15 protein-coding genes and 1 tRNA gene are annotated in these 18,085 nt (G+C 60.2%); 10 read left to right on the top strand and 6 right to left on the bottom strand.

The annotated features are described in order from the left end of the window. Positions 1-120 precede the first annotated feature (120 nt). The 3 genes from ACKZ62_RS08770 to ACKZ62_RS08760 all read left to right on the top strand — a co-directional run bounded on the left by ACKZ62_RS08770 (position 121) and on the right by ACKZ62_RS08760 (position 3,367). Positions 121-783, top strand: a complete 663-nt coding sequence (locus ACKZ62_RS08770; RefSeq protein WP_095185500.1) for an RraA family protein — start codon at positions 121-123, stop codon at positions 781-783. A gap of 11 nt (positions 784-794) precedes the next feature. Further along, positions 795-2,003: a pyridoxal phosphate-dependent aminotransferase gene (locus ACKZ62_RS08765; protein WP_095185499.1), complete on the top strand. Its 1,209-nt coding sequence runs from the start codon at positions 795-797 to the stop codon at positions 2,001-2,003. Positions 2,004-2,098: 95 nt separating this feature from the next. Further along, positions 2,099-3,367, top strand: a complete 1,269-nt coding sequence (locus ACKZ62_RS08760) for a cation:dicarboxylate symporter family transporter (protein WP_095185498.1) — start codon at positions 2,099-2,101, stop codon at positions 3,365-3,367. A 109-nt stretch (positions 3,368-3,476) separates the two neighbouring features. On the opposite strand, the gene ACKZ62_RS08755 is transcribed toward ACKZ62_RS08760, so the two are convergent. Further along, positions 3,477-3,935, bottom strand: a complete 459-nt coding sequence (locus tag ACKZ62_RS08755; protein WP_032885931.1) for an Hsp20 family protein — start codon at positions 3,933-3,935, stop codon at positions 3,477-3,479. A 297-nt stretch (positions 3,936-4,232) separates the two neighbouring features. On the opposite strand from ACKZ62_RS08755, the gene ACKZ62_RS08750 reads away from it, so the two are divergent. From ACKZ62_RS08750 to ACKZ62_RS08720, 7 genes are all read left to right on the top strand, one after another. Next, positions 4,233-5,048, top strand: a complete 816-nt coding sequence (locus tag ACKZ62_RS08750) for an ABC transporter permease (RefSeq protein WP_095185497.1) — start codon at positions 4,233-4,235, stop codon at positions 5,046-5,048. Then, positions 5,038-6,306, top strand: coding sequence for an ABC transporter ATP-binding protein (locus ACKZ62_RS08745; RefSeq protein ID WP_122754101.1), 1,269 nt, complete (start codon positions 5,038-5,040; stop codon positions 6,304-6,306). Before ACKZ62_RS08750 ends, ACKZ62_RS08745 begins: the two co-directional genes overlap by 11 nt. Then, positions 6,303-7,727: a polysaccharide pyruvyl transferase family protein gene (locus ACKZ62_RS08740; RefSeq protein ID WP_286818890.1), complete on the top strand. Its 1,425-nt coding sequence runs from the start codon at positions 6,303-6,305 to the stop codon at positions 7,725-7,727. Before ACKZ62_RS08745 ends, ACKZ62_RS08740 begins: the two co-directional genes overlap by 4 nt. Then, a complete protein-coding gene (locus ACKZ62_RS08735) occupies positions 7,720-8,424 on the top strand; it encodes a 2OG-Fe(II) oxygenase family protein (protein ID WP_447096539.1) in 705 nt (234 codons plus the stop codon). The genes ACKZ62_RS08740 and ACKZ62_RS08735 overlap by 8 nt, the downstream gene beginning before the upstream one ends. Positions 8,425-8,435: 11 nt before the next feature. Continuing rightward, a complete protein-coding gene (locus tag ACKZ62_RS08730; RefSeq protein ID WP_447096538.1) occupies positions 8,436-10,592 on the top strand; it encodes a glycosyltransferase in 2,157 nt (718 codons plus the stop codon). Positions 10,593-10,611: 19 nt separating this feature from the next. Next, complete coding sequence (locus ACKZ62_RS08725; RefSeq protein WP_241089452.1) at positions 10,612-11,586, top strand: class I SAM-dependent methyltransferase; 975 nt, start codon at positions 10,612-10,614, stop codon at positions 11,584-11,586. Positions 11,587-11,714: 128 nt separating this feature from the next. Continuing rightward, positions 11,715-13,661: a glycosyltransferase gene (locus tag ACKZ62_RS08720; protein WP_447096537.1), complete on the top strand. Its 1,947-nt coding sequence runs from the start codon at positions 11,715-11,717 to the stop codon at positions 13,659-13,661. On the opposite strand, the gene ACKZ62_RS08715 is transcribed toward ACKZ62_RS08720, so the two are convergent. The 5 genes from ACKZ62_RS08715 to ACKZ62_RS08695 all read right to left on the bottom strand — a co-directional run bounded on the left by ACKZ62_RS08715 (position 13,662) and on the right by ACKZ62_RS08695 (position 18,046). Further along, positions 13,662-14,531 (bottom strand): NAD-dependent epimerase/dehydratase family protein, encoded by an 870-nt coding sequence (locus ACKZ62_RS08715; RefSeq protein ID WP_447096536.1) that lies wholly within the window; start codon positions 14,529-14,531, stop codon positions 13,662-13,664. Beyond that, entirely contained in the window at positions 14,524-15,435 is a 912-nt protein-coding gene (locus ACKZ62_RS08710) for a glycosyltransferase family 2 protein (protein WP_447096535.1), read from the bottom strand. Before ACKZ62_RS08710 ends, ACKZ62_RS08715 begins: the two co-directional genes overlap by 8 nt. Further along, on the bottom strand, positions 15,413-16,519 hold the full coding sequence (locus ACKZ62_RS08705) for a glycosyltransferase family protein (RefSeq protein ID WP_447096534.1): 1,107 nt from the start codon (positions 16,517-16,519) through the stop codon (positions 15,413-15,415). The genes ACKZ62_RS08710 and ACKZ62_RS08705 overlap by 23 nt, the downstream gene beginning before the upstream one ends. Continuing rightward, a complete protein-coding gene (wecB, locus tag ACKZ62_RS08700; protein ID WP_256583497.1) occupies positions 16,516-17,619 on the bottom strand; it encodes a non-hydrolyzing UDP-N-acetylglucosamine 2-epimerase in 1,104 nt (367 codons plus the stop codon). Before wecB ends, ACKZ62_RS08705 begins: the two co-directional genes overlap by 4 nt. A 351-nt stretch (positions 17,620-17,970) precedes the next feature. Continuing rightward, positions 17,971-18,046, bottom strand: a tRNA-Asn gene (locus ACKZ62_RS08695). Between the last annotated feature and the right edge of the window lie 39 nt (positions 18,047-18,085).

Below are 18,085 nucleotides of genomic sequence, written 5' to 3'. Positions count from 1 at the left end.
CGACCAATTCATGAGAAAAAGCGATGCTATCACATCATAAAATATCGCTAAAACTCTTCGATCATCACTCCTAAGATCCGGCCATAGCCCATCGCTATCTAACAATTCTGGAGATTTGCCATGTCCTTGCCCGGTTCACGCATCCTTCCCAACGCGCCCATGGCCCCGGCCGAACTGGTCGAGGCGTTTGCCCAGGTGGTCACGCCGCATATCAGCGACAACCTCGGCCGGCATATCGGCGCCCGTGGACTCACGCGCTACAACCGCAGCGGCAAGCTGGTGGGCACGGCGATCACGGTCAAGACCCGTCCCGGCGACAACCTGCTGATCTACAAGGCCATGAGCATGCTGCAACCCGGCCATGTGCTGGTGGTGGACGGCCAAGGCGACACCAACAACGCGGTGATCGGTGAGCTGGTCAAGCTCTACGCCCAACAGCGTGGTTGCGTGGGGTTTGTGATCGACGGCGCGATTCGCGATGTCGCCAGCTTTGAGGACACCCCTTGCTACGCCCGCGCCGTGGTGCACACCGGCCCTTACAAAACCGGCCCCGGCGAAGTGAACGTGCCGGTGTCCATCGGCGGCATGGTGATCAATCCCGGCGACCTATTGGTGGGTGATGAAGACGGCTTGGTCGCGTTCTCCCAGGCCGACGCCGCCGAAGTGCTGCGCCGCGCCGCGCAACATGCCGAGCACGAAGAAGCGGTCAAGGCCGAAATTGCCAGCGGTGCGGTGCGCCAGAGCTGGATCGACAAGGCCCTCAACAATGCCGGCCTGGTGTGAAGGAGTCCGAGATGAGCACTGCATTTTTGTCGGACCGTGTCCTGGGTATCGCGCCCTCCCCCAGCATTGCTGCCAACGCCCTGGTCACCGAGTTGCGCGCCCAAGGCCGCGACATCGTTAACTTCACCGTGGGCGAGCCGGACTTCGACACCCCAGCGCATATTCTTGAGGCCGCCAGCCTGGCGATGCACAACGGTGATACCCATTACACGGCCACCCCAGGCACCCTCGCGCTGCGCCAGGCCATCTGCCTGAAACTGCAGCGCGATAATGAAGTGGTGTATGGGCTGGACGAAGTCGTCGCCGGTTGCGGTGGCAAGCACATCATTTATCACGCGTTGGCCGCCACGTTGAATCGCGGCGATGAAGTCATCGTGCACACGCCGTATTGGGTCTCGTACCCGGACATCGCACGGCTCAACGATGCCACGCCGGTGATCATTCCTGGCGATGAACGCCTGGGTTTCAAGCTGTCGCCCGCCGCGCTCGAAGAGGCGATCACCCCACGCACCAAATGGGTGATCCTCAACAGCCCGAACAACCCCAGCGGCGCGGTGTACAGCGAAGCCGAGCTGCTGGCCCTGGCGCAGGTGTTGCGCCGCCATCCCCATGTGCTGGTCATGGCCGATGAGATCTACGAACACTTCGTCTACGGAGACGCCCGGCATGTGCCGTTGACACGCCTGGCGCCCGACCTCAAGCCACGCACGCTGATCGTCAACGGCGCGTCCAAGGGCTATGCGATGACCGGTTGGCGCCTGGGCTTTGGCGCGGGGCCGGCGTGGTTGATCGCGGCCATCGCCAAGTTGCTGTCACAGACCACCACCTGCCCCAGCTCATTGAGCCAGGCGGCAGCGGTGGCCGCGTTTGCGGGTGATCAAGCACCTATCGCCGGCATGCGCGGGGAATACCAGCAACGCCGCGCGCGGATTCTGGCGCTGCTTGAGGGCATCCCCGAATTGGGCGTTACACCACCGGATGGCGCGTTTTATGTATTCGCCAACGTCAGCGGCCTGATGGGAAAGCTCACCCCCCAAGGTGATCGCCTCGACAGCGACACCCAACTGGTGGACTACCTGCTGCGCGACTACGGCCTGGCCACGGTCAGCGGCGCGGCCTACGGCATGTCGCCGTATGTGCGCCTGTCGTTCGCAAGCTCCCTGGACGTGATCGAAGAAGGGTGCCGTCGCCTCAAAGACGCATGCCACGACCTGCGCTGACGGCCACCCGTAACACCCGGCGACCAGCGGACGGACGCCTTTTGACTGCCTAGAACAACAATTTAAAAATCATTGATCTCAAATGAGGCATTCCCATGCACACGCCCCGTATCGCGCTGGTCTGGCAAATCATGATCGGCTTGCTCGCCGGTATCGCCATTGGTGCCCTGCTGCACCGCTTTCCCGAATCCCGACCATGGCTGGTGGACAATGTCCTGCAACCGGCGGGCGACATCTTTATCAAGCTGATGAAAATGATCGTGGTGCCCATCGTGTTTTCCTGCATGGTGGTGGGCATTGCCGGGCACGGTGACGGCAAATCCCTGGGCCGTATCGGGGTCAAATCCCTGAGCTATTTTTTCTGCATCACCACCCTGGCGATTATCATCGGCCTGGTCATGGGCAACCTGCTCAAGCCCGGCGCCGGCACTGAACTGTCCAGCCTGCACGCGGCGAATATCACCCTGCCCACCAGCAACGGCGCCGGTCATAGCCTGGGGCAGATCATCGTCGGCATCATCCCCGACAACGTGGTCAACGCCATGGCCCAGGGCAGCCTGCTGTCGGTGCTGTTTTTTGCGGTGATGTTCGGCCTGGGCGTGGCGCGCCTGCCCGCCGAGCGCAAAGACCCGGTCATCGCACTGTTGCGCGGCGTCAGCGATGCGATGTTCAAGGTCACTTCGATGATCATGGCCTACTCGCCCATCGGCGTGTTCGGCATGATTGCCGTGACCGTGGCCAACTTCGGCTTCAGCTCGTTGCTGCCACTGGCCAAGCTGATCATGGTCAGCTATGCGGCCATCGCCTTCTTTGTGCTGGTGGTGCTCAACCTGGTGGCGCGCCTGTGCGGGATCAACCTGTTCGCGCTGATGCGTCATATCAAGGATGAACTGGTACTGGCCTTCTCCACCGCCAGCTCTGCGGCGGTGATGCCGCAACTGATGAAGAAACTCGAGACCTACGGCGTACCACCTTCACTGGTGAGCTTTGTGGTGCCGGTGGGTTACTCGTTCAACCTCGACGGCGCCTCACTGTTCCTCGGCATCGGTACCCTGTTCGTCGCGCAGTTGTACGGCATTGATTTGAGCCTGGGCGATCAGGCCTTGCTGGTGGTGACCATGGTGCTCACCTCCAAGGGCGCGGCTGGGGTGCCGGGGTTCATGTTCGTGATTCTTTCGGCCACCCTGGCCAGCGCCGGTTTGCCGTTGGAAGGCATCGCGTTTATCGCCGGGGTGTACCGCTTGATGGAGATGCCGACCACAGCGCTGAATGTGCTGGGCAATGCGTTGGCGCCGTTGGTGATTGCCAAGTGGGAGGGGCGGGCTGGGCAGCAGCAGAACGCGCAAAATGTGCAGATGCAATGAAGCGGCGGCTGTGCTTTTGTGACGAGCCCGCTCACCACAAAAGCGGCTAATTTTGACCTCGCCACATCGAATAAAGGCGCTCCGAAGAGCGCCTTTATTCATTCCAGCCTTACTGCTCGCTGATGGATTTCACGTCAGCCTTGGCCGCACCGCCAATCGCAATGCGCTTAGGCTTCGCTTCCTCCGGGACCACCCTGAGCAGATCAATGCTCAGCAACCCATTGGCGAGTTGCGCGCCCTGCACTTCAATGTGGTCGACCAGGCGGAACGACAGACGGAACGCGCGCTGGGCAATGCCTTGGTGCAGGTAAGTGATGCCCTCATCGTGTTCACGCTTGCCACCGGCGACGGTCAACACGCCTTTTTCCACCTGGATCTCCAGGTCATCCTCAACCAGTCCTGCGGCCGCGATGACGATCCGGTAATGATCATCACCGTGCTTTTCGACGTTGTGAGGTGGATAGGTGGTACCGGCCTCGCTGCGAAGCGCCGATTCAAAAAGGTCGTTAAACCGGTCAAAGCCAACGGAATGACGGAACAGTGGGGCCAACGAGAGAGTAGTAGCCATTGCAAAATCTCCTGAGTTTTCTCCAAGTGATTTGATACGCGACCCGCATTCGGCATCGCGTAAAACCTAAGTAGGATCAGGGGAAAAAATTTCAAGCGGCGCCCACAAAAAAATTTTACTCGCACCGAGAATTGCGTGAAGACCGGCTGACGCACCGGCGCGTCAGGGCCATCGCGGGAGCCACCAGCAATACAGGGCTGATCAAGGTCGATTGAACAATCCTTAAAAGGTACATAGCGAAACGACAATTGCTGACTAGACTCATGAGCGCACTGCACTGGCCATGGGAATCGTTGGATGAGTCAAACAAACACGCAGGCCGGCATGTTTTCCAGCCCTTGGCGACACAGAGAACTGTTGGTATCCATGGTCCAGCGGGATGTAATTGGTCGGTATCGTGGCTCCATCATGGGGCTGTTGTGGTCGTTCCTGAACCCGCTCTTCATGTTGCTGGTGTACACCTTCGTGTTCAGCATGATGTTCAAGATGCGCTGGCCCCAAGGCAGCGGCTCCAGAACGGAGTTTGCGTTGCTGGTGTTTGCCGGCCTGCTGGTGTTCAACGTGTTTTCCGAATGCGTGAGCCGTGCGCCGGGCTTGATCATATCCAATGCCAACTACGTCAAGAAAGTCATGTTCCCCCTGGAGATCCTGCCGTGGGTAGTGCTGGGCGCGGTGTTGTTCCATACCCTGGCCAGCCTGACGATCTGGCTGGTCTTCCACCTGGTGTTTTTCGGCCTGCCACCGTTGACCAGCCTGCTCTTGCCCTTGGTGCTGCTGCCACTGGTGCTGTTTACCCTGGGCATCTCGTGGCTGCTGGCCTCGCTGGGCGTTTACCTGCGCGATGTCGGCCAGATGGTCGGCGTGCTGACGACGGCCTTGATGTTTGTGTCGGCGATTTTTTACCCTACCAGCGCATTCCCCCAGGCCTACCAAGGCCTTCTGCACCTCAACCCGCTCACTCGGGTGGTCGAGCAGACCCGAGACGTATTGTTTTGGGGCATCGTGCCCGATCCCTTCACATGGGCCTGCGGCCTGGTGGTTGCCAGTGGCGTCGCCTGGCTGGGGTTTATCTGGTTCCAGAAGACCCGCAAAGGATTTGCCGATGTGCTCTGAAATCGCCGTGCAAACGGCCAACCTAAGTAAGAGCTACCACATCTATGACACGCCCAGGGATCGCCTGTGGCAGATGCTATCCCGAGGCAAAAAACATTTTTACCGAGAGTTCTGGGCACTCCAGGATGTGTCGCTGGAGCTGCGCAAAGGCGAGACGGTGGGCATCATCGGTCGCAACGGCAGTGGCAAATCGACGCTTCTGCAACTGATCTGCGGCACGCTGAGTGCCACGTCCGGCAGCCTTCAGAGCCATGGCCGCGTCGCCGCGTTGCTGGAGCTGGGCTCGGGCTTCAATCACGAGTTCACCGGCCGCGAAAACGTCTACATGAACGGTGCCGTGCTGGGGCTGAGCCACGCCGAAATCGAGGCGCGATTCGCCGAAATCACAGACTTTGCCAATATTGGCGACTTTATCGACCAGCCGACCAAGACCTACTCCAGCGGCATGCTGGTGCGGCTGGCATTCGCGGTGGCGGTGTGCGTGCAACCGGACATCCTGATCGTCGACGAAGCCCTGGCAGTGGGGGATGCATCCTTTCAATTCAAATGCCTCAACCGTCTGGAAGCACTGACTCAACAAGGGACGACACTGCTGTTCGTGTCCCATGACATGGGCATGGTCAAACGTTTTTGCAATCGGGTGATTTACCTGCGTGAAGGCAAGGTGCGCGCCAGCGGTTCTCCCGAAGAAATGGCCGAACTCTACCTGCTCGAAATGCGTGACGAGCAGCGCCGCTGGGCCAGCGGCGGCACGGTGCCCGTTGCCCCCAAGCCGTTTCTCGCCGAACAGGGTGGTATCGCCTTTGGCACGGATGAAGGCCATATTGTTGCGGCCTGCTTTACCAACACTGACAGCCTGTATTCGAGCTTTGTGTATGGCGAAACCATCGAGCTGCGCATCGAAACCCGGGTGCGTGAAACCATCGAGCTGCCGACCATCAGCGTGACAATCCAGGAAGCCCGACTGTTGGTGATCGGCGGGGCCAATCTGCCGCTGCACATGGAGGTCGCGCAAGACGGCTGGCGCAGGGCGACGATTACCGTCCGCTTCCCCGCCAGCCTCGCGGCGGGCAAGTACCACATCACACTGAAACTGATGAACGGCCACACCGAAGAAACTGCACAGTTGATCGAAAAGCAGGTTGCGCTATTGGCCTTCGACACCTTGCCTGGCACCAAGGACTTCCTGGGCTTCGTCGACCTGGGAATAGAAGCCAGCCCCGGCGCTCAAACAGTCCAATCCGGGGAGTTGCAATGAGTCGAAAATGGCAGGTCGGGATCTTCGGCACCTTCGATGTCGCCAATTACGGCGACTTATTGTTCCCCATCCTCGCCGAGGCGGAGTTGACCAGGCGTCTGGGCCCGATAACGCTTCACCGATTTTCCTATCACGGCAAAGCCGAGCCTGAATGGCCTTACGCGGTCACCTCAGTGACCCAACTGCCCGACATCGCCGCCCAGCTTGACGGGGTATTGATCGGTGGCGGCTTCATCATTCGCTTCGACAAAGTGGTGGCCACCGACTATTACCCGCCGGACGCGTCCATCCACCACCCCACCGGTTACTGGCTGACGCCGGCACTGATCGCGTTGCAACACGGCGTCCCGCTGATCTGGAATGCGCCGGGCATGCATTGCAACGACATACCGCCGTGGGCCGAGACGCTGGTGAAGCTGACCCTGGATCACAGCCCCCACATCAGGGTTAGGGATGCGCTGTCGCAGGCGGTCTTGGCCCGCGTGTCGGAAACAGCCTCGGTGCAGGTGCTGCCCGACACCGCCTTTGGTCTTCCTCGGCTGCTCGATCCCCAATCACCGTCAGCCGAATTCCTGGCATTACGCGCCAGTGCCGACCTGACCAAACCCTATGTGGTGGTGCACGCCATGTGGGGGCTGGACAGTTTCCTGGCGATGTGGCGAACACATGCCGCCTTGTTCGAGGACCTGCAACTATTGCTGCTGCCCATCGGGCCGGTGCTGGGCGATCACCCTTCAGTCCTGGGCGATGATCTGGAGCGCTCGCGGTGCCTGCCGTATTGGCCCACCCCCCTGCTGCTGGCCGAGGTGATCGCCCATGCCGAAGGTGTGATCGGGCACAGCTACCACTTGGCGATCAGTTCGCTGGTGTTTGGTGTACCGATCTTCTGCTCGGCAGACCTGGGCACCGGCAAATACACCGCACTGCCCAGCCATGGGCGAATCTTCCAATTGCGCCGGGAACAGGCGATTGACCCGCAGTGGTTTCGCGCTCAGTTGGGCAAGCAGCCGATATCTGCCGTCACCGCCTCGGCGATGGAACAGGTCGACGCGCACTGGGACCGTGTGGCAGAGCTGGTTCGCGAAGGTCGCAGGCCCACCCCCCCGGCCCTCAACCGCTACTGGCAAGGCTTGCCCGGTGTTTTGGAAGATCTATACATAGAGAGCCAGCGTCAGGCCGTCGAGCGGGGTGTTTTCGAAGATCTATACGTAGAGAGCCAGCGTCAGGTCGCCGAGAGGGGCGTTTTCGAAGCTCTATACATAGAGAGCCAGCGCCAGGCCGCCGAGCGGCAAGCCGAACACGAACACCATCAACAGGCGCTTGAAAAGTTGTATCGCTCCAACTCTTTCAAGCTGACGGCGCCGCTGCGCCACGCTCGCCGTACTTTGCAGAAATGGCTGGGAGCCCTTCGACATGATTGACCTGAGCAAACTAAGTGCCCATCGCTTGCACACCGCCCCGTATGCCTGGGCCGAGATCGGTGAGTTATATACGCCGGAAGATGCGAGGGCGCTGGCCGAAACCTACCCGCACGATCACTTCAAGACGGTCTCCGGCTACGGCGGGGCGAAGGACTACGAATACGAGGCACGGCAGTTGATCGCAATGGGCAGCCACGAGGTGGTCAACCCACAGACGTTAAGCCGCCAATGGCTGGCATTGACCCACAGCTTGCGTTCGCCGAAGTACCGCCAGGCGATGTCCGCGTTGACCGGCGTGGACCTGACGCAGGTGCCGATGGAGGTCAACGTGTTCCATTACGGGCCTGGGGCCAACCTGGGACCTCACCCGGACCTGGGCGACAAGCTGGTCACGCACATCCTGTATTTCAACCAGACGTGGAACCCGGCCGAGGGCGGTTGCCTGCAAATCCTCGGCTCTGCAGCCCCCGCCGATATCGTCGCGCAAGTGGTCCCGGTGATCGGCAACTCAGCCATTCTGGTTCGCTCAGACCATTCCTGGCATGCCGTTTCACGGGTGGTGGACGGTTGCCGCTCCTCTCGGCGCAGCGTCACCGTCACGTTCTATCGACCTGGCTCCAGCAGTTCGATGTGGCCCGCCGATGACCAGACACCGCTGCACGCTTATGGCGAGCAGAACAACCCAACACGCTCGTGAAGGCCAACGACATGGATAAGGACAGCCAAGCTACCCTTGAGCAAGACCGCATGCGCATGGAGCGTGATGCAGCCAGCCGGCAGCGAGACGCAGCAATTGCCTATATCGCAACGTTAAAAAACACGCGCTCCTGGCGGATCACCAAGCCGTTGCGAGCACTGCTTCATTGGTTGCGATACCGATCACTGCACACCGGCCCCGACACTCCCGACTTCCTGCACCAGGACAGTTTTCCTCTTAGCAGCCCGTCGATAAGCAACGGGTCGCCAGCGCCTGACGAAGCCTCGTCAGAGAACCGCTTCGACATCCTCTGCTTCGCCAATATCGACTGGGCCGCGCGTTTCCAGCGCCCCCAGCAGTTGATGAGCCAGTTCGCCAGGCATGGCTACCGCGTCTTCTACATCGTGCCCTCACGCAGTGCCGAGCCCGGCCATGCCTATAGCTGCCTTGAAGTGGCGCCCGGCGTCTTCGAGATTGCGTTACAGCGCCAGGAGTTCGTGGACTGCTACAACGACCGCATCGGAGAAAAAAATCTACTGGCCTATTCGACGGCGATTGAGCAACTGGCCGAGGACTTGCGCATAAAGACGGCGGTGTCCGTCGTCCACCTGGCCTTCTGGGCACCACTCGCCGCTCAGTTGCGCCGAGACCATGGCTGGAAAATCCAATACGACTGCATGGATGACTGGGTGGGCTTTCCGGGCATCGGCAAGGTGTTGCTGGAGGAAGAAGAAACCCTGGTTCGAGACGCCGACTTGGTGACCGTCACCGCCGCCCTGCTGCACGAAAAATGGGCAACGACGAGCAGTAACTGCCTGCTGTTGCGCAATGGTGTGGATTTCGGATTCTTCGAACGCAACTGCGTGCCCAACAGCCTGCTGTCGGATATCCCACGGCCCTTGATCGGTTTTTACGGGGGCCTGGCCGAGTGGGTGGACTTGCAGTTGATCGCCACCATCGCCCGGCAGCGTACAGACTGGAGTTTCGTGTTGATCGGCGACATTTTCGTCAAGGACCTGGCCGGCCTTGACCGTTTGCCCAATGTGCACCTGCTCGGCAGAAAGCCCTATGCCCAGATGCCGTTGTACCTGTACCACTTCAATGTCTGCCTGATCCCATTTCGGCTGTACAACGTGACCCACGCGGTCGATCCGGTGAAATTCTACGAGTTCATCAGCGCGGGTAAACCGGTGGTGTCGGTACCGCTGGAAGAAATGAAGATCTACGACGACTACGTGTATTTCGCCGATGGGCCGCAAGCGTTCATCGAGCAGATTAACCGTGCCTTGAGCGAAACCGATCTCGCGACGCCCACCGAGCGAGTGGCACTCGCCAGCGCCAATGACTGGCGCAATCGCTTCGACGCCAACCTCAGCGCACTGAAGGCGTTGCATCCGAAAGTGTCGATCGTGGTCGTCACCTACAACAATGTCGAGCTGACCCAAGCCTGCGTCGAAAGCCTGCTGCGCAACACCACCTACCCTAATTACGAGCTGATCATCGTCGACAACGCCTCCTCGGACGATACGGGCAACTACCTGCGTTACCTGGGCCGCACCCACGCCAACCTCACCCTGGTGCTCAACGACCGTAACCTGGGCTTCGCCGCCGCCAATAACCAGGGGCTCAAATTGGCAACCGGGGATTACCTGGTGCTGCTCAACAACGACACTGTGGTGCCCAAGGGCTGGATAGACCCGTTGCTCCGCCACCTGCAAGACCCACAGATCGGCCTGATCGGCCCGATGACCAACTCGGTGGGTAACGAAGCCAAGATCAGCGTCGACTACGCTGACATTGCACACATGGAAGCCTTCGCCGACCGCCACGTCGCGCAGCACCGAGGCCGTACGTTCGATATCAGCATGCTCGCCATGTTCTGCGTGGCCATGCGTCGCGACGTGTTCGAGCGCATCGGCTGGCTGGATGAGGCCTTCGGCATCGGCATGTTCGAGGACGACGATTACAGCCGGCGTATCCAGGCGGCGGGCTTGCGGACCGTGTGCGCAGAGGACGCCTTCATCCATCACGTAGGCCAAGCTTCCTTCAAGAAGCTGATTGTCAGCGGTGAATACCAAGCGCTGTGGGACAAAAACCAAGCGTATTTCGAAAGCAAATGGGGGGCTTGGACACGTCCGCAGCCACAGCGACAACCGGATACGCACTGACCCACCCAAGGAGGACTCCGTGTTCAAGCGAATCATGAGCAAGCTCAGCGGTAAGCTGGAAGAGATAAGCGCCGACAAGCAAGTGACGGCCGATCACTGGTCGGAAAACATGGCCGGCTCCGATGCTTTTTCTGCGGATGTCTACTGGCTCGCCGTTCCGGCGGTACAGCGGCGCCATCAGCGTAAGGCAACGGCTGGCAGCGGCCACCCCGGCTGGGTGCAGTACTGCCTCAAAGAGTTCCTGGGCGACCCGGTGCAAGGCGCTCGGATGCTCAGTATCGGCTGTGGCACCGGCACCCTGGAGCGCGAGCTCTACAGGCTCCACGCATTCGAACACTGCGACGCCGTGGACATCGCACCGGGCGCACTCGACGCCGCCAGGGCAGAAGCGCTGGCGATGGGTGCGTCAACAATCAATTACTCGTTGTGCGATATCGAAAAGACTGACCTGCCTGCCAATCAATACGATGCGGTCTGGTTCAATGGTTCGCTGCACCATATCCGTGAGCTGGAGGTGGTCTGCCAGCGCGTTGCCCATAGCCTGAAACCCGGCGGCTGGCTGTTCTTCAATGAATACGTCGGGGCCAACCACTTCGCCTTTGATGCGCAGCAACGTGCAGCCATCAGCCACGCGTTCGGCTTGATTCCCGAGCAGTTTCGCCGTTCATTCGTGCAGGGTTCATACGGCCAGGTGCAACACGCCGTGCCATTACCCGACCCGGCCGACGTGGTCAAAGTCGACCCTTCGGAAGCCGTGCGTTCGGCGGATATTCTGCGGGTGGTGGGAGAGCACTTTGATATCCGGGCACTGAACCTTTGCGGCGGCTCGCTGCTGCAGTTCCTGATGCACGGTATCGCCGGCAATTTCAAGGAGGACAATCCACAGTCGTTACGGGTGCTGCAAATGTTGTTCGACATCGAAGACGGCTTGATCGAATCCGGCACGCTGAAAAGCGACTTCGTCATCGTCGCCGCCTCACCGCGAAAGTCCTGATAAGGCAGCCCGCCCCTATGCTGACCGATCGGCGTCCCTCACGCTGGAACCGCTGGCGTGTGGCCTACCACCGGCTGCCGCTTCCGGCCAGTATGAAAAAACTGCTCGCGGCCTTTTACCGAAGGGCAGTGCTCAGAGCAGTTCGCGCGCTACGCAGCGCCCTGAACCCCGGGCAGGGTTTCGTCAGCCCTTCGCCAGCCCCGCAGCCACCGCAGGCCGGGCTGGCGGACTACATTATCTGGGGCGCTATCGACTGGGACTTCCGGCACCAACGCCCTCAACAACTGGCCCTCGCGCTGGTCGCCACGGGACGGCGGGTTATTTACGTTTCGACGTCACTGATAGATGCCAGCCACGCCGGCTTTGAGCTTGAGGCGCTGGACCAAGAGCACCGGTTGTTCCAGGTCCACTTGTTCACGCGTGGCGCGCCGCTGATCTACGCCGCGGCCCCGAGCACCGCGCAGGTTCAACAGCTGTGCAGCAGCATCGGCGAGGTGCTGCTTTGGGCCGGCTGCGCACGGGTGATTTCATTGGTGCAACACCCGTTCTGGTGCGACGTCGCCGCTGAGTTACCCGATAGCCGATTGATCTACGACTGCATGGACCATCATCAAGGCTTCGGCGACAACGCAGCGGACATCCTGCTCCTTGAGCAGCGACTGGTCCGGGACGCCGACATCCGACTGTTCACCTCCGACTGGCTGGCCCAGCAATGGCCGGTCCAAGCCAACAGGCCCAGCGCCGTCCTGCGCAATGCCGCAGATTTCAGCCAGTTCTCCAGCGTGCCGGCGTCGATCTACCGTGATCGCTTGCAACGCTCGGTGATTGGTTATTACGGCGCCATCGCCGACTGGTTCGACCACGCGTTGGTGGTCCAGATCGCCAAGGCCTTTCCCCAGCATGTCGTGCTACTGATCGGCGCCGATACAGTAGGGGTTCGTGCCCGATTGCGCGGCTGCCCGAACGTCGAATTTATCGGTGAAGTGCCCTATACCGAACTGCCCTATTACCTGCACGGTTTCGACCTGTGCATCGTGCCGTTCAAGGTGACGCCGCTGACACTCGCCACCAACCCGGTCAAAGTCTATGAGTACCTGAGCGCCGGCAAACCAGTGGTTACGGTGGATCTGCCAGAAATGCAGCAATTCGGCGAACAAGTGCAGGTCGCGCGGGATACGCCAGGGTTTATTGCGGCCATTGCCCAAGCGCTGGTGCCGTCAACCATTGAACAGATTGCCCAACGGCAGGCGTTCGCCGCCCAACAAACCTGGGCACACCGTGCCGATACGCTCATAACCCTGGCCGAACACAGCGAACACGCCCCACGGACCAGCGTCATCGTGGTGACCTACAACAACCTGGCGCTGACCCGCGCCTGCCTGGACAGCCTGGAGCGCAACCGCGAATCCCCCGCGCTGGAGATCATCGTGGTGGATAACGCCTCCAATGATGGCAGCGCCGAATTTCTCACCGAGTGGGCTGCCGGGAGCGGGCAGACACTCATACTCAACACCGACAACCGTGGCTTCGCTGCCGCAAACAATCAGGGTTTAGCGGTTGCCAACGGCGATTACCTCGCGCTGCTCAACAACGACACGCAGGTGACGTCGGGGTGGGCAAGTACATTGCAGCGGCATTTGCAACGCCACCCCGAACTCGGCCTGATCGGCCCGGTGACCAATAACATCGGCAATCAGGCCAAGGTCGACATTGACTACGCCAGCCTCGTGGACATGCCGCAGGCGGCTCGGCGCTATACCTGCCGGCACCTGGGCGAAGTTGTCCGGCTGCCGACCCTGGCGTTTTTCTGCGTGATGATGCCGCGCAGTACCTACAAACGCATCGGCCCGCTGGATGAGGCGTATGGACGGGGATTCTTCGAGGATGACGACTACTGCCGACGGGTCGAGCAAGCCGGATTGGTGAGCGCCTGCGCGCGTGATGTGTTCATCCATCATCACCTGTCGGCGTCGTTCAAACTCATGCACCAAGGCGAGCGTCTGGCGCTGTTTGAACGCAACAAGGCGCTTTACGAAGCGAAGTGGGGCCCGTGGGTGCCCCATGAGCATGAGTGACTAACGCAGTTCCTGTTCCGACAGCAAAAACGTCCTGGGCACAAAGCCAAGGTCCCGCGCTGCATCCCCATGATCGAAGACCAAATCCTGGTTCATGCGCTGCGCCATCGCCGCCGACCACTTACGATAGCGCGGAAGGCAGCGCAGCAGCGGCACGGCAATCCTGAATACCCAAAGCGGCACCGTGAGCAAACGCGGGCGCCGGTTCAGGGCGCTGAACACTCGGCTCACCATGTCCCGGTACGCCAGTGTTTCCCCGCCTGAAAGGTTATAAGCGTGACGGCACACGTGGGGCGCCTGCACTGCACGCACACAAGCCATCGCCACATCCTCGGCGTGCACGGGTTGGCGCAGCCCCATCGCACGGCCAAACACCGGAAAAAAACCGAATCGGCGGATAAACCGGGCAATCTCCGCGATGTTTTTGTCGCGCCCGTCGCCGTAGATCAACGTAGGCCGCAGGATGCCCCAGTGGACATGGTGATGCAGCGCCCAATCTTCAACGCGGACCTCGGCGTCGCGCAACTGGCTGGCCAGGTGCTGCTCGTGCAGGTCATCGGAGTGGCTTTTGGTAAAGCAACTGGTGGAAGAGAGAGCAATGACTTTGCGCGCACCGCAGGCCTGCAGTAGCGCAAAATACTGCGGCAGCACCCAGATCGGCGCCACACAGATCCACAACGAAATGGTCTGCACAGGCTCAGGTTTCGCCAGTTCGGCTAAACGTTGCCAACGAATCGTGCCACTCTCCGTACCGTGCTGTTCCTGCCGGGAAAACGCGACGACCTTGCAGTGTTCGCGCGCAAGCAACGCCAGTACATAACGCCCCACTAAGCTGCTGGCCCCCAGCACCCCCACCGTGACCTCAGGCACGCCCAACGCCCAGTCGAGCCAGCATCAACTTGACGCCATAGTAGGTTGATACCATGCCGAAGCGCAGCCACACCCCCATCACCACCCACCACCACAGCACCTTGGGATACTGCGCCCTGAAATACGTCTCGTAGAAACGCACCATGCCACGGTGTTTGTGCCATTCGACAAAGAATGGCCGGCTCCGGCTGCACGCACCCCGCCAGTGCATGACGCGCGCCTGGGGCACGAACACCACGCGCCACTGTTTCAATCGGAAACGCATGCACCAATCCAGGTCTTCGCAGTGCAGAAAATAGCCTTCGTCCCACAGGCCTACATCGACGAGGGCCTCACGTTTGACCAGCATGCAGGCGCCAGAAATAGCTTCCACGGCGACCGGTTCGTCGGGCAGTGGCTCGCGATGCAACAAGAAGTCCGAGCAGAAAGAAGGAAACAGCCAGTCCAGGCGGGACAACCCAAACGCCCGTACGAATGCACGCCTTGGCGTGGGGAACACCCGTCGTCCGCCCGGCTGTTCGGACCCGTCGGGGTTGCACAGGAACCCACCCACCATGCCCGTGGCAGGATCGCTGTACAGCACGTCCATCATGTGCCCCAGCGCCCCCGGCATCAGCACGCAATCGGGGTTCAGAAATAACAACGTACCCGCATCGCAAACGCCCGCGCCGGTATTGCAGGCCGCGGCAAAACCACTGTTGTGGTTGTTCCTGATGATGCTTACGCGGGCATCGGCCTCATACGCCTTCAAGTGCGCCAGGCTCCCATCGCTCGAACCGTTGTCCACCACGATCACACGCAAGGCGCCTTCCTTCAGCGCCGACGCGACGCAGTCGCCGATCAGCTTGCCAGCGTTGTAGTTAACTACGATCACATCACAGTTATGAATAAAGCTTGGCGGCATCAAAACGCGCCTCCCATGAGTGTTGCCGTGCAAAGGCACAGGCTTCATCGGTATCGCGTTCACACTGCAAAGCGGCCTCAGCCAACGCAGCAAGATCAGTCTGCGAGTGGCTGATAAAAACCCCCGGCAGGTCACCACGCTCATGCATCTCGCCGAAATCAGTCGAGATCACCGGCAACGCCAAAGCTCGGTATTCGTAGTATTTGATAGGATCGACGGAGGCAGTCAGCGCGTTCTGCTTGAACGGAATCAACCCCACATCAAACTCGGCCATAGCACTCAGCGCGGCCCCATGGTCACAGGCGGGCAACACCACCACGTTGGGCGGCAGTCGAGCGCCCAACGTCCCGAAGACCGGCCCGATCAAACGAATTTCATCGTTCGGCCGGGCCTTGGCCAACGCGGCGACCCAGTCCCAGTCAAACCAGGCCGCCATCGTGCCGACGTAACCGAACACTTTGCGTGCCGACGCGACCGGGGCGGGTTGCACGGCGGAAATCGCCGACAGGTCGAGCCCGTTGAATACCCGTTGTACCTCACGTCGATAACGCCTCCACTGCGCATCGAGGCCGGAACTGGACGCCCAGATCACGTCCACGCGTTGAGCGATCAACCGCTCACAGCGCGCCAACGCAGACTGGGACAGGCCGGTATAAAACGCCGGGAAGTCATCCATGGCGTCGTACAAAGACGCGCAATGAGGAAGCCGCCGCAACAGCAAGTGCGCAAGCGCTGAGGGCTTGCCGATGACAAGCAATGCAGGGACGTCGTGGATGAATGCATCGATCTGCTTCAGCGTGTTTCGCCACAAAAACTGATTCACCCAACCGACGCCTGGCAGCGGCTCGATGGGCAAACCGCCGGGGTTGATCACGCTAAGCCACGACGGCATGCCGGCAGGCTGGTGCGTAGTTGGGGCTACCGATGAGCGCCTGAGATCGCTCCACCGGGGAAGTCGCGTGGGATAAGGGTCTACCCACAGTACCTGCGCGCCCGTGCGGCGGTGAACCCATTCGACAAACTTGTGCGGCCGCTGGGCGAAACTGTCCCAGGGTAACGGCGAGAGGAAGACCAGACGCTTCACGAAAAGTGCTCGCGCAGAACGCTGACAATGCGCCCGGCCGCCTGCCCATCGCCATAGGGCGAGAAACCACGTGCCATGGCGCGATAGGCGGACTCATCGTCCAGTAGGCGCTGCGCCTCTTCAACGATGCGCTCACAGTTCGCGCCCACCAGTTTTACCCCGCCCTGCTCCACTGCTTCCGGCCGCTCGGTTTCATCACGCATGACCAGCACCGGCTTACCCAACGCAGGCGCTTCCTCCTGGACGCCTCCCGAATCGGTCAGGATGAAATACGCCGCTTTCATGGCAGCCACGAACGCCGCGTAATCCAATGGCGCGCACAATCTGAAGTTCGCAATACCCGCCAAGGACGCCTGGGCGACTTCCTGGATATTCGGATTCGGATGCACGGGATACAGAAACTGAACCTGCGGGTTGTTCTCTGCCAGGGTTCGCAACGCTCGGCAGATGCTGCGAAAAGGTTCGCCAAAATGCTCTCTACGGTGAGCCGTCACCAGCACCAGGCGCTTGCTCGGGTCAAGCTCAAGGCCCAGTTGCGGAGCCAGGGTGGCCGTCGCGAGCAGCGCGTCAATCACGGTATTGCCTGTGACAAAAATGTCCGCGCTGCAGACGCCCTCTTTCAGCAGGTTTTGCCGGGCACCTTGAGTCGGTGCGAAGTGCCAACGCGCCAACTCACCGGTAATGACCCGGTTGGCTTCTTCGGGAAAGGGCGATTGCTTGTCCCAGGTGCGCAGGCCGGCTTCAACATGGCCCAGCGGTATACGCTGATAAAAGCATGCCAAAGCGCAGGCCATCACCGTCGTGGTATCGCCTTGCACCAGCACGACATCGGGCTGCTGTTCCAGCAGGACCGTATCCATGTCGAGCAATAACTGGGCGGTCAGAGTGGCGAGGGTTTGACTTGGCCGCATGATGTTCAAGTCAATATCGGGCTCGATCCCGAAAAAACGCAGGAGCTGATCGAGCAAATGACGATGCTGCGCTGTGGCAACGACCCGCACATCGGCCCAACGCTCTTTTTTCAAGGCCAGAATGACCGGGGCCATTTTGATGGCCTCGGGACGCGTCCCGATAACACAAAGGATTTTTTTTGCCGACACAGACCTGTTTCCCTATTCGAAGGAAGCTCAATCACTGCGCTATTCACCAGCCGTTTTGCCCACACGTTCCGTTGTGCCTTTCGATGTAGCTGCCTTCAGGGCCCCATACGCACACTGCAGAGAAGATCTTTGGAATATTTTGATACTAACGAAGCCAGCATAGGCACAGATTGCGCGACCTGCACGGTGCAACGGCGCAACAATCGACGAGATCCTGCTTTACGGGGCAGTTAAAAACACAGAAGGCCCGCGCGATTGCTCGCAGCGGGCCTTTCTTTGTCGGCGGGCACACAGGGCCTTACCAAATTCAACGCAAAAAAAAAGCCTGCATCTCTGCAGGCTTTCTCTATCTGGCTCCACGACCTGGACTCGAACCAGGGACCCAATGATTAACAGTCATTTGCTCTACCAACTGAGCTATCGCGGAATGCGCCGTATGTTACTGATTGAAAAGGAGAAGTCAAGC

This window comes from Pseudomonas sivasensis (assembly GCF_052938085.1).
Note: the sequence above shows the minus strand (reverse complement) of the source record. Positions and strands in the feature narration are given on the sequence as shown.